This is a genomic window from Syntrophales bacterium (assembly GCA_030018935.1).
GTDB lineage: Bacteria > Desulfobacterota > Syntrophia > Syntrophales > CG2-30-49-12 > CG2-30-49-12.
Genome location: JASEGZ010000053.1, coordinates 1 through 12,440, shown reverse-complemented (window position 1 = coordinate 12,440; position 12,440 = coordinate 1). Strand labels below are relative to the sequence as shown.

The 12,440-nt window shown below is 47.1% G+C and carries 13 protein-coding genes; 8 read left to right on the top strand and 5 right to left on the bottom strand.

Translation table 11 applies throughout. The features are described from left to right. The first annotated feature begins 430 nt into the window (after positions 1–430). On the top strand, positions 431–760 hold the full coding sequence (locus QMD03_08970) for a hypothetical protein (GenBank protein ID MDI6777343.1): 330 nt from the start codon (positions 431–433) through the stop codon (positions 758–760). A gap of 52 nt (positions 761–812) precedes the next feature. On the opposite strand, the gene malQ is transcribed toward QMD03_08970, so the two are convergent. The 3 genes from malQ to nifS all read right to left on the bottom strand — a co-directional run bounded on the left by malQ (position 813) and on the right by nifS (position 4,717). Further along, the gene (malQ, locus tag QMD03_08965; GenBank protein ID MDI6777342.1) at positions 813–2,312 is read right to left on the bottom strand and encodes a 4-alpha-glucanotransferase; all 1,500 of its coding nucleotides are present in this window, start codon (positions 2,310–2,312) and stop codon (positions 813–815) included. A 14-nt stretch (positions 2,313–2,326) separates the two neighbouring features. Then, entirely contained in the window at positions 2,327–3,274 is a 948-nt protein-coding gene (locus QMD03_08960) for an MBL fold metallo-hydrolase (GenBank protein MDI6777341.1), read from the bottom strand. A 270-nt stretch (positions 3,275–3,544) separates the two neighbouring features. Next, positions 3,545–4,717 carry a cysteine desulfurase NifS gene (nifS, locus tag QMD03_08955; protein MDI6777340.1) on the bottom strand — a complete coding sequence of 391 codons (1,173 nt, stop codon included), beginning with the start codon at positions 4,715–4,717 and terminating at the stop codon, positions 3,545–3,547. A 438-nt stretch (positions 4,718–5,155) separates the two neighbouring features. On the opposite strand from nifS, the gene QMD03_08950 reads away from it, so the two are divergent. Further along, complete coding sequence (locus tag QMD03_08950; protein MDI6777339.1) at positions 5,156–5,590, top strand: MOSC domain-containing protein; 435 nt, start codon at positions 5,156–5,158, stop codon at positions 5,588–5,590. Positions 5,591–5,702: 112 nt separating this feature from the next. Here the strand turns inward: QMD03_08950 and QMD03_08945 are convergent, their stop codons facing one another. After that, entirely contained in the window at positions 5,703–6,842 is a 1,140-nt protein-coding gene (locus QMD03_08945; protein ID MDI6777338.1) for a radical SAM protein, read from the bottom strand. Positions 6,843–7,221: 379 nt separating this feature from the next. On the opposite strand from QMD03_08945, the gene QMD03_08940 reads away from it, so the two are divergent. Genes QMD03_08940 through QMD03_08925 form a run of 4 tightly spaced genes read left to right on the top strand, consistent with a single transcriptional unit; the run spans position 7,222 to position 9,623 of the window. Beyond that, on the top strand, positions 7,222–7,842 hold the full coding sequence (locus QMD03_08940) for a MotA/TolQ/ExbB proton channel family protein (protein MDI6777337.1): 621 nt from the start codon (positions 7,222–7,224) through the stop codon (positions 7,840–7,842). Continuing rightward, a complete protein-coding gene (locus QMD03_08935) occupies positions 7,839–8,243 on the top strand; it encodes a biopolymer transporter ExbD (GenBank protein MDI6777336.1) in 405 nt (134 codons plus the stop codon). The genes QMD03_08940 and QMD03_08935 overlap by 4 nt, the downstream gene beginning before the upstream one ends. After that, the gene (locus tag QMD03_08930) at positions 8,231–8,986 is read left to right on the top strand and encodes an energy transducer TonB (protein ID MDI6777335.1); all 756 of its coding nucleotides are present in this window, start codon (positions 8,231–8,233) and stop codon (positions 8,984–8,986) included. The genes QMD03_08935 and QMD03_08930 overlap by 13 nt, the downstream gene beginning before the upstream one ends. A 19-nt stretch (positions 8,987–9,005) precedes the next feature. Further along, positions 9,006–9,623: a histidine phosphatase family protein gene (locus tag QMD03_08925; protein MDI6777334.1), complete on the top strand. Its 618-nt coding sequence runs from the start codon at positions 9,006–9,008 to the stop codon at positions 9,621–9,623. 18 nt (positions 9,624–9,641) lie between these two features. On the opposite strand, the gene QMD03_08920 is transcribed toward QMD03_08925, so the two are convergent. Further along, positions 9,642–10,199, bottom strand: coding sequence for a TonB family protein (locus QMD03_08920; GenBank protein MDI6777333.1), 558 nt, complete (start codon positions 10,197–10,199; stop codon positions 9,642–9,644). Between the two features lie 294 nt (positions 10,200–10,493). Here QMD03_08920 and QMD03_08915 point away from each other — a divergent pair, with 294 nt between their 5' ends. Both QMD03_08915 and QMD03_08910 read left to right on the top strand, forming a co-directional pair. Continuing rightward, positions 10,494–11,822, top strand: coding sequence for a glutamine synthetase family protein (locus QMD03_08915; protein MDI6777332.1), 1,329 nt, complete (start codon positions 10,494–10,496; stop codon positions 11,820–11,822). 19 nt (positions 11,823–11,841) lie between these two features. After that, the gene (locus QMD03_08910) at positions 11,842–12,402 is read left to right on the top strand and encodes a hypothetical protein (GenBank protein MDI6777331.1); all 561 of its coding nucleotides are present in this window, start codon (positions 11,842–11,844) and stop codon (positions 12,400–12,402) included. The last annotated feature ends 38 nt before the right edge of the window (positions 12,403–12,440 follow it).

Sequence of the window (12,440 nt, the reverse complement as noted above, 5' to 3'; positions counted from 1 at the left end):
AGGAGGGGATCATAAGGGAAGGAAACGATTATGCGACCAGATGGATCATTTGAGATTTGAATTCTCGCCATCAAGTAACCCCATTTTTTGTTGAAGTTAAGAGAAGAGTATCATGAAAGATCTTACTTCCATTATAGCAACTGGTCGCATCCTTTCCATGGCCAACCTGGAAACCATATCCCGAATCATCATCTGCTCATCACTAAACTGGACCATTGTTCCATCAAATCAAAAACTTAAGAATAATAACTTAAGAATTTATTTTAATCAAGTATTATTCCCCCTTATGTTTCCCTGTTTTTCCTTGACTTTCCTCGGGTCTGTAAGGTAACTATAAAAACATAGAATTACGCAAAGTAATTCGGGATTATAAGGGATACGAGGACTGGTCACTAATAACCCTGGATTTTACAATCAAGGAGGTTAGGTCATGTCAGTGCTTATTGGCGGCGCCATTTCGGTAATTCTGGGAATTATAGGGCTTATTGAATGGAGACATGAATTTGGTGTTATTTTAAAAGGTACAGTGCCGCTTATTCTGTTGCTGGGCGGTGTTCTTGCCCTCTATGTCGGTTACGACAAACTGCAGGAAAAGCTCCGTGAGGAGAGACAGAGGCAGGAAGAAAAATTGGAAAAGGCCAGGGAAGAGATAGAAATGATAAAGGCCAGCGCAGAACTGTACAGAGAAGAACTCGAGAGACTGAAAGAACAAGCCAGGGAGAGGGAAAAAACAAGAAACTCATCAGGAGAGACAGGATGAGGAGTGTGACATTGCAACGGGCTTCCATGGACTCCCCCCGGATGCATCCAGCTCAGGCTCTTCCGTACAATTCTGTTACTTCTAAGAGGTACCTTGCGATGGAGGGTGTGATTTGTCCCGGTAAAAGCCGCCACTTCCAGTTGCCATAAGCGGTGCCCGGACGATTCATCCGGGCTTCCTCGCCCAACCCCAGAATATCCTGCATAGGTATGATCACCGTATTGGCTACGGTCATCATGGCCAGTCTGATCAATTCCCGGTGGAGCTGTGTAAGGGAAACCTTGCGGCCCAGGTAGCTAAAGAGGCGTCTCCTGTCTTCAGGGGTAGCCTCTTTTTCAAACCACCCCCTGACTGTATTGAGATCATGGGTTCCGGTATACACCACCGAGTTTTGTGAAATATTGTGTGGTGCACAGTTGTGTCCCGGCAGAGTTTCACCAAAGGCGAAGAGAAGCGGCCGCATACCGGGAATGTCGTAGCGGCGCATGATTTGTGTTACATCCGGCGTGATTGTTCCGAGGTCTTCAGCGATGATGGGAGGGGAGGGGAGTTTTTTGAAGAGAGTACGGAAAAAATCCTCTGTGGGAACGGCAACCCATTGGCCGTTAGCGGTAGTCTTTTCGCTTGCCGGAACCTCCCAGTAGGCGATAAGGCCTCGAAAATGGTCAATCCGAACAAGATCATACTGTTTAAAGCTGTGCTCCAGTCTTCTTAGCCACCAGTCGTAACCCCTTTCCTTTAGCACATCCCACCTGTAAACTGGGTTGCCCCAGAGCTGGCCCGTTTTGCTGCATAGATCAGGAGGCACACCGGAGATGAAGGAGGGCGCCTTTTTTTCGTCAAGCTTGAATATTTCGGGATTGGCCCATACGTCCGCACTATCATAAGCGACATATATGGGTACATCACCGATGATCTGGATACTTTTACTGTGGCAGTATTCTTTAAGTGGGAACCACTGCTGGAAGAAGATGTACTGGAGGAACTTTTCTTTCTCAACATCATCGTAGAATTGTTTATGCGCCATTCGCAGGGTATCAGGCCGCCTGTCTCTTATCTCCGGAGGCCATTTGTTCCAGGATTTACCATGATACCGGACTTTGAGAACTATAAATAGTGAAAAGTCCTCAAGCCAGCAGGAGTTGTCTGAGCAGAATTGCTCGTATCTGTCCCTATCTGTCTTCATCCTGAATCTTTCATGGGCCAGGTGGAAAAGCTTAGTCTTGTAAGCCTTCACCGCACCGTAATCAACCTGCCCCTTCGGAAAAGGGGGTGGAGATTCAACGTCTGCTTCTGAGAGTAGACCCTCCCTTACCATATATTCAGGGCTAATCAGTAGTGGATTGCCTGCAAATGCGGACGTGGCGCTATAGGGAGAGTCGAAATATACTGAATCCGTTGGATGGAGGGGCAGGATTTGCCAGAGGCCCTGTTTGGTTTCGGCCAGGAAATCTGCAAACCGAAATGCCCCTGGCCCCAGATCCCCTATTCCATAAAGGGAGGGAAGGGAAGTTATGTGCAGGAGTATGCCGCTTCTTCTTATCTTCATCATTTAAAGGATTTGCTCTACCTGATTATTTTTCCCACTAAATACTCTCTGATGCCTCTGATACTGTTTAAGGAAAAATATCTTTCCCGTGCCTGTATATTGTAAGGGAGGTCACCATAATGGGCTAGGCCGGGGTCATTTTTTAGCAGCTCAGTGAAAACACTTTCTTCGAAAGATTCGCTTTCCGCTCGATAGTGCTTTTCTGTGATGGCAAGCCAATTATCCAGTTGGGCAAAAGCCGTAGCAAATACATTTTTTACATCCTCACGGTTGCCGTAATGGCTAAAACAGATGTGGGAAACATCGAGGGCAACAACTTTTTCCAGGGAATCTCGGTAAACTTCATAGTTGAATACAGGCGGAGTCGCTATACGAAGATAGAGACCATGTTCCAGCGGGTAGGTTACACCCGCCACTTCTCCCGCAAATAATATTTCGCCTGTTTGATAGCAGAGGTGATGGGGTGCATGACCTGGTGTCTGGATTACCTTGATCACCACTTCCCCGGCTTTTATATATTCTTGGTATCCTATGCTTTCTTCGGGAACAGGGACAATTTCCCCGTATGCCTCTGCTACGTCACCCAGTACCTTTCGGGAACTCTCCCACAATCTGGCAGGAGCAATCATGTGGCGGATAGCCTGGAGATGGCAGATAACCTGCGCATTCGGGTAGTACTTAAGTAACAGACCTGTGCCACCTGCATGATCAATATGAATATGGGTCAGAAGAATATAATCTATCTTTTTCACCTCTTGTTTTTCCAAGGCCTCGACAAGGACAGGAATAGTGGAACGAGGACCGGGATCCACCAGGATTGTAAGATCCCGGGGAGTATATAACCAGGCACTGATAAACTTCCGAAACCCTTCCAGGGGCTGGTCCAAATCTATCAAATAGAGATTTTCTATTATCTGTTTAAATCGTGTCTCGTTCACCCTGGCAATCATATCATAGATGGACATAAACAGAACGCTGATGCGAGACCTTTGCAAAACTGAAAATTGGCTTCAGAAAGGGCGAATGCAAGATTTTTTCGCAGCCATTCTTCGCGAAGCGAAACGTCCGCAAAGGCAAATGTTTGAGCGCGCAGCGCGAGTTGTTGCCTTTGCAGTGGAGCGAGCGTTAGAATGGTCGAAAAAAGATTTTGAGCCCTTGTGAAGTCAATTTTCAAAGGTCTCAGAATAGTTACGAAAAAATCTTGCTTTGCTACTTCAGAACCGGTTTTTACTTTTTTAAAGGGTTCTCTTCCCTTTATATACGGGAGAGATGGAACGCAACTTATCCGCAATGCCTGGCAGGACTTCCAGTACATAAACGATATCCTCTTCCGAGGTCGCTCTTCCCATGGTCAACCGTAATGAGCCGTGGGCAAAATCGTGGGGGAGACCTATCGCGGCGAGGACATGGGATGGTTCCATGGATGATGATGTGCAGGCAGACCCTGTGGCACAGGCAATTCCCTCTCTGTCCAGATTCAGGATTATTGCCTCTCCTTCGATATATCCAAGGGATACATTAACATTATTGGGGAGCCTCTTGACCGGATGACCATTTAAAACGGTATCGTCAATGCCCTCCAGAATTCCCTTTATCATTTTATCACGCAGGGAGGTTAATTTTTCTGCCTCCTCCCCCATCATTTCTTTCGCTAACTCTACAGCTTTCCCGAGGCCGATGATTCCCGGTACATTATGGGTGGAGGCCCTGCGCCCTCTCTCCTGCTCTCCTCCGTGCATGAAGGAGACCATCCTTGTCCCTTCCCTTACGTACAGTATCCCTGCTCCCTTCGGTCCGCATAGTTTATGGGCCGACGCACTGAGCAGGTCCACGTGCAGTTCGTTTACATCTATGGGAAGGTGTCCGAAGGTCTGGACCGCATCCGTATGAAAAAAGATCCCCCTTTGGCGGGCTATCTTTCCTATCTCGGCGATAGGCTCTATCGTCCCGATTTCGTTGTTGGCATGCATAATAGAAATCAGTATGGTTTTGTCGGTTATTGTTCTTCTTACATCGTCAGGATCAACCAGCCCCGCTTTATCGTTTTTCAGATAAGTAACATGGAATCCGTGTTTTTCCAAATATTTGCATGTTTCCAGCACGGCATGATGTTCAATGGAAGAGGTGATGATATGATTTCCTCTATCTTTCATGGCATGGGCAACCCCCTTGATGGCGGTGTTGTCACTCTCCGTTCCACCGCTGGTGAAAATAATCTCCTCGGTCTTTGCCGCCAGAAAGGAAGCAATCTTACCCCTTACATCCTCAACTGCTCTCCTGGCCTCCTGTCCCATGGTATGCACACTGGAAGGGTTGCCGAAAAATTTGTAGAAGTAAGGCAACATCGCTTCCACTACCCGGGGATCTACAGGAGTTGTCGCCGCATGGTCAAGATAGATACGTTTCATGAGAAACACCTTGATTTAAGAGTTTTTAGTAGTAATTAAACAAGGCAAGGGTGATTGTCAAGTTCTCTTTACTTGTAAGGTAAGCGTTCAACAGTGAGCAGTCAGCAAGATAAAGAAAAGTAACGATTTATCCATAAAACATTACTTTAACAAGGTGTCTTGTCCAAGTCTCTGTTTTTTTACTGAAAGCTGACGGCTAAACGCTTATTTTAAGGCCGAACCGGCAGGAATGGGCTTTTTAAGGCAAGTTGTTGACTTTTTCAGGTAGGTGTAGATAATTGTAAGCGTTCAGCTTTCAGCGATCAGTAACCCCTGGTATCTTTTTGTTTTTGCTGAAGGCTGATAGCTGAATGCTTGGAGATAATTTATGTGTGGATGGAATCTCAAGAAGATTACGGTTCATAGAAGGTGTAAGCATTTTGCGAGAGGAAAGTTGACATGAAAGGAAAAATATTATCAGTCAACATAGGCAAAGAAAAAGGTGAAAAGAAAAAAAACATTGGGACATGCCGGTTTATAAAGGATCTGGGTGTTGCCAATGACGCCCATGCAGGTCCCGGGATCAGGCAGGTGAGTTTTCTGGCAAAAGAGAGTATAGAAAAAATACGCCACAGGGGTATTGAAGTAAGTTACGGTGACTTTGCAGAAAACATTACCACAGAAGGAATTGTTCTTCATTTACTGCCCGTCGGCACAAAGCTGAGAATCGGCGAAAGCGCCCTGGTAAGGATTACTCAGATCGGAAAGGAATGTCACGAGAGGTGTAGTATATTTTACCAGGTCGGTGACTGTGTCATGCCGACAGAAGGTATCTTTGCCGAGGTGCTGACAGAGGGAGAGGTTAAAGTAGGGGACCTTATCGAGGTGGTATAATGACCGGTAACTCCTCCGTCCTATGTCTTATGTCCTATGTCTTACGACTTACGACACCAGCGCGTGCCGCTGAAGTGACCTGTCTATCAGCAGTATCTCCTGCCTGAGGCGATCAGACAAGGTAGCCCTGTTTCAGGCTGAAGATAACCTCTTCTACGTCTTTACCGCTCCCCTGTATCTCCTGGAGCAGCCTTTCCATGCGGGCCCGTTTTGTCGGATGGTAAAGATCGCCGAGGCCATTGTAATGGCCGGTCCGCCTGCCCAAACGGTAGATGAGCCTTTCTTCCGGCGGAAGGGAGAGGTACCGGTTGATCACCTCCAGGACCTTCTCCTTATCCTCCGGTAGTTCGCCCTCAACCTCGGGCAGGAGGTTCTCGACATGATCACTTAAGAGATTGCTGCTAACATTTAATTCTCTCACAAATTCGGCTATTTCCCCAACCACTTCGTCGTCGGAGAGGAGATCAAACTCGCCACTCTTGTACTTCTCATAGAGGGGAAGGTCTTCTCTCAAGACCAGGGAGCGGAGACGGATAAAGTCCGGCTTTATTTCGTTGATTACCCTTGCCGTTTCGAGGGCATGTTTCTGTGACCATTTCCTTCCCCCCAGACCTGGCATAACATACTCTGAGAGAGAGATCCCGGAGGCGACGACATTTTGTCCGGCCCTGATGTGTTCCTCGGCAGTCGCCCCTTTCTGGACATACTTCAACACCTCGTCGCAGCCGCTTTCGATGCCGATGTGCAACCTCGAAAGACCGGCCTCGTGGATTTCCTTTAACTCCTCCAGAGATTTGTGGGCCGTTACCTTTGAGCTTCCGTAGGAAGTGATACGATCAACGGTAGGCAGCATCTGCTTTAAAAATTTCAACACCTCAACCATATCAGGGGTGCGCAAGACGATACTATTGGCATCCTGCAAAAATACCGTCTTGCCGCCATAGAACAGCCACAGCGAAACCATCCAGAAACTTTCGTTAGGAGGATTTTCGTGGACACGGGCCGCTGCCCTTTTGTTACCTTCGTTTCCGTTTCCCCGGGAGAGGGCATATATTTTTTCTCGAATTGTTTTTACCGTTTCAATGTCCTTTTTAATTTCCTCCACCGTTCTTATGGAGAACTTTTTACCCTTGTTGGTGGTACAGAACTCACACCTGTTCCACGGACAGCTTCTGGTCAGGCGGAGAAGCAGGGAACGGGCCTCACTGGGAGGCCGGGAGGGCCCCATTTCAAAGCTTGGATATTCTTCCATAACAGACCTATCTAATATTGTAAGCGGTCAGCTATCAGCGGTCAGCTTTTGGATGAAAGACGTAAGCATCCGCTTCACCTTTGTCACCTCACCAGCAAGCTGCTCGTAATCCGAACCATTCAGTAAGTCAAGATCACGAACGAGCAGTCAGTTCTCTGAAGTTCTTCAACCCACATCCCTCGTTCTTTCCGAGGCTGACTGCTGACTGCTGACTGCTGACTGCTGACTGCTGACTGCTGACTGCTGACTGCTAAACGCTTACTATAAAGTTACGCGGGAAAAAAATCAAGGCCAATCGTCACAGGAATGCACTGGACAGTTTAGAGAGTAAATAGTATATAGTAAAAGTTCCAGAAGTATCGAAAAGGAGAAAAGAACCATGTTAGACTATTTTTTTCAGGGGGGACCGATCATGTATCCCCTTCTTCTGTGTTCCCTCATATCTCTGACGGTAATCATTGAACGGACGATATTCTGGGTAAGAGAGGAAAGGAATCGCGACAGGAGATTGCTGGATGAGTTGATGTCCCTGATAGAAAAGGAGCAGTATGCAGAGGCAAAAAGTATCACCGGGAACACCCGTGATTTTGTCATCGGGGTCATCGTCTGCGGCGTGGTTCATCGTGATTTTTCTCTCAGAGATGCTATGCAGATGAGCGCCGATGAAGAGATCGCCCGGATGAAACGATACCTGCCTGTTCTTGATACAATGGTCACCCTTTCTCCCCTTCTCGGCATCCTCGGAACGGTAACGGGGATAATCTATTCATTTAATATGCTGGGTATTGTAGGTGTGGAGCATCCCCAGATGATTACCGCGGGTATTGCCCAGGCTCTCATCACCACCGCCTTTGGTCTGATCATCGCCATCCCGGCCCTCATATGTTATAATTATTTTTTATTGAGGGTTGAAAAAGCTGCACTGGAGATGGAAAAGTACGGCACCAACTTAGAAATAATCTTTGAGAAAAACAGGAACGGGAGAAATTCGCAAAAATGAAGATTTCAAAGCGGTACTCCGGCAAAACAAGAATCGAGATGATACCTTTAATTGATGTCATGTTTCTTCTCTTGGCCACCTTTATATTCGCGATCCTCTCCATGACCATCCATCGGGGGATACAGGTTGATCTGCCTGCCGCCTCAACCTCTTGTGTTGACAAAAAAGACTTCACGGAGATAGGCATTTCTTCGGAGGGAAAGATATTTTTTGATAAAGATGAGGTAAGTGAGGCGGAACTCCTTTCACGGTTAATCTCCCTTCGTGGTAAATCCCCGGAAACGAAGGTTATTATCAGGGGAGATAGAAGGGCTCCTTATGAGAGGGTTATCTCTGTCATGGATTTGGTGAGGAGATCCGGCATTGCCGGCCTGTCTCTGGAGACAAGGTGGAAAAAGTAACATTTAAAAAAGACCTGGTTTTTGCGGCTTTTGGCGCATTGGTCGTTCATTTCGGCATTGCTTTCTGCCACATATCCATTTCATCGCCGCCCCTTTATTTAAATACAGAGAATCAACATCACCTTAAGATACTGGCAGTTGCCCGGATAGCGGAGGCGGAAAGGCCGCCTGCATTACTTGATGTGAAGAAGGAGGAAAGAAAAACACCTGCCGGGAAAGAAAAGAAGATAACCAGGCCGGACATATCAAGTAGACCGATGCAAAAAAAGGAGGCAACGAACACAAAAGCAACGGAAGCAGTTCCCCGGCAGATAGTTGAAACCAGGGCGGTCGGTCAACCTGTCACTGTAAGGGAATCCACCTCCACAGAGGGGGTTGAAGGTGGAGCGAGGGGTTCACCTCTCAGTATGGCAGATGCGCCTGCACCCGTGGAGAGAGCATCTCCAGAAACGGCAGGAGAGGCCCTGGCCGTTCCCCGATACGGTGAAAATCCTCCCCCTGTTTATCCGATGATAGCTCGCAGGAAGGGATACGAGGGGGTGGTTCTGCTTTCGGTAGAGGTACTGTCTAATGGCAGAGCAGGTCATGTAAAGATAGAAAAATCAACGGGATATGCTGTCTTGGATACATCTGCCCTTAAGGCGGTGAAGGAGTGGAAATTTGAGCCGGCAAGAAGGATGGGTACGCTGGTCACCGTATGGGTGAATGTTCCCGTAAAGTTTGTTTTGCTACCGCAGGATTGAATAGCACAGTGGAGGGTATATGAACGTCTATACCAGATTATATTTGGTAAGACATGGACAGGTGGTAAACTTTTCAGAGGGGACGTACAACGGCCATAAGGACGTAGACATAACCGAATTAGGGGTCAGGCAGATGGAGGCGGTGGCGAAGAGGCTCAGGGATAAGAATCTAACGGGTGTCTATTGCAGTGACCTGATCCGGGCAAAGAGGGGGGCTGAGATCATTGCCGCAGAACATGGCCTCAAGCCTGAGGCCTACCCCACCCTGCGGGAGCTGAACATCGGACTGTGGGAAGGGCTAACTCCCGAGGAGACAGAAGCACAGTTCCCCGGCGCATTGGATAAACGAAGGAAAAGATTGGTTTATTACAGAATACCGGGAGGGGAAAGTATCCGTGATCTGGCTAAAAGAGTCATCCCCACCTTAGAGGGAATTCTGCATGCAAACTACGGGAAAAATATTGTTCTTGTTGCCCATGGAGGAGTAAATCGTGTGATCTTTGCTGACGCCATGAACCTTGCCCTGAAATATTTTTATTCCCTTGAACAGGACTACGGCTGCCTGAATATCATAGACTACTTCTCCGATTGTGCAGTTATTAAGCTGATGAACGGGCAGTCAGTACATGGTTGCTGAGGTTACCCGCCTGGTGAGTTACTCGGTCAGTCTGTACTGGAATTCGGCAACGATATTCAACCTTGAAAGGTTAAAGTGCCGGGGAAGGGGATCGTAAGGGGCCGCTGCTTTGACCGCACCAATGGTTTCCCCATCGAGTAATTTAGAACCTGAGGATGTCATGATAACCGGGTCCAGCAATGCACCGCTCTTGGTAATAGAAAATTTAACTACGGCAACCCCCTCTTCCTTTTGTTCATAGGCTTTTTGTGGATACGTCCATATATTCTCTATCTTTTTCTTTATTTTTCTCAGGTAAGAAATATACCTGTCATCGTTGCTGTCCAGAGCGGCCGTCTTTTCGAGGTATTCGCTACTGGTTGTTTCTCCCTCAATCTGAGGCTGAGGCGGCTCCACTTTCTCTTTTTCTCCTCGATTTTTACCAGGCCTTTTCCATGGTTCTTTCAGATCAATAGTTAAGATGTCCTCCCTCTCGCTACCTCCCTGCATATCAATAAAGCCGGTTAGTGATAGCGTCAGCAGGTGGCCGGCAAGAGAAATCACGAGAGACAGAATTAAGATTTTTTTTGCAGGCATTTCGGAGATATCCCTTTTGGCTAGGATAAATATATGCTAATGAGGTGACAAAAAGCAACAAAACGATAGAAACTGCTCTTTCCTTTCCCGAGAGCTGATCCCCGCTGACTGAATAGGTTTTTTCTCTAAAACTGTCGTTATCTGCCCCGAGAAGTTACAAAAGTGTTGCTCCCTCTGGTATTACCAGCCTGGTCGTGACAGATAACATATTTATATAATTGATTAATATTTTATTGGCATCACTTTTGCTGTAAAATAACGGAGAAACAATAAAATTACTTAGGAGGTAAAAAAATGATCTGTAAAACTGCTGAAGATGTAAAAAAGATTGTTAAGGAGAAAAATGTCAGTTTTATTCAATTCTGGTTTGTAGATGTTCTCGGTATCTTGAAGAGTTTTGCGATTACTCCATCGGAGTTGGAGGAAGGGTTGACGGAAGGTATGGGGTTCGATGGCTCTTCTATTGAAGGATTCGCCCGGATCGAAGAGAGTGACATGATCGCCAAACCCGATCCCACAACCTTACAGTTCTTGCCCTGGAAAGGTACGGAAAGGCCTGTCTGCAGAATGTTTTGTGATATCTTGAACCCCGATGGAACCCCTTATGAAGGCGATCCTCGTTATGTACTGAAAAGGGTTTTAAAACGTGCCGCTGATATGGGTTATACCTTTTATGCGGGACCGGAACTTGAATATTTCTACTTTGAAAGCAGCGAAACCCCAAAGATTATTGATAAGGGCGGATACTTTGACACCCGGCCTTTAGACAAGGGAGGTGACTTAAGAAGAGACACGATCTTTGCCCTTCAGGATATGGGGATTCAGATAGAATACAGCCATCATGAAGTTGCACCGAGCCAGCACGAGATTGATATGCGATACGACGAGGGCTTGAAGATGGCCGATAAGACCATCACCCTCAGAATGGTGGTCAAGGAAGTGGCGAGACAGCACGGCTACTATGCCACCTTTATGCCCAAGCCTTTATTGGGCCAGAATGGGAGTGGCATGCATACCCATCAGTCTCTCTTTAAAGGGGATAGTAATGCCTTTTATGATTCCCAGGATAGCTTCAATCTCTCCCCGTTGGCGAAAAATTATATCGCCGGTATCATGAGACATGCGCGGGAAATTACAGCCGTCCTTAACCAGTGGGTCAACTCTTACAAAAGACTGGTCCCCGGCTACGAGGCGCCGGTATATATTGCCTGGGCCAGGCGGAATCGCTCCACTTTGATCAGAGTTCCCATGTACAAACCGGGAAAAGAAAAAGCAACCCGGATTGAATTTCGTTCTCCCGACCCGGCCTGTAACCCCTATCTGGCCTTTGCCGTCATGCTGGCTGCCGGATTGAAAGGAATCGAGGAAAACCATCCGCTACCGGAACCGATCGAAGAGGACATCTATGAGTTTACCCCGGAGAAGCGCAGGGAGATGAACATACAGGAGCTGCCGGGAAATCTCTACGAGTCTATCTGTGAGGTTGAGAAGTCTGAACTGGTAAGAGAAGCCTTAGGGGAGCATATTTTCAACAAGTTCATTGAAAACAAAAAGATTGAATGGGATCGTTACCGGATTCATGTGACAGAGTATGAGATCGAAAAGTACCTTCCCATCATGTAGGAAGTAAGGAGGTGCGTAATTGAGGAGTTTGATAAAAGGGGTGAGATTGCCCGTTGTTTTAGCTCTGTTTTCGATAATTGTAATCGCCATACCAGCCCTGGCGGAAGAGAAGGACAGACCGCGAGCAGAACTCTCTGTTGCCGTGTTGAGTCAATACATCTGGCGGGGACAGGAGCTGACGAGAAACAGTATCGTTGTTCAGCCTTCGATTACGGTTGCTTATAAAGGCTTTTATGTCAATCTGTGGAGTAATCTGGACACAGAGCCTTACTCAAGGTCGGATGCCAACTACTCCACTACCTGGACGGAGACGGATTTCAAACTTGCCTACAGTAAAAATCTTGGCTTGGTAAAGGTAGAAGCGGGATACGGCTATTATGGCATGTCCGCTCCCAATCCTGATGCGCCTGATTTACCCGATACTCAGGACATTTTTTTAGAACTGGGGTTGAATACACTTCTTTCACCCACTTTTTCCATTTCCAAGGATGTCAGCCACGACCATCAGTGGTACCTTCTCCTCGAGATTTCTCATGCCTTCCAGTTTACCAGGACTGTTTCCCTTAACCCTACAACGTAACATGAAAACCGCCACTTAATGCCTTTTTCCTGTGACAA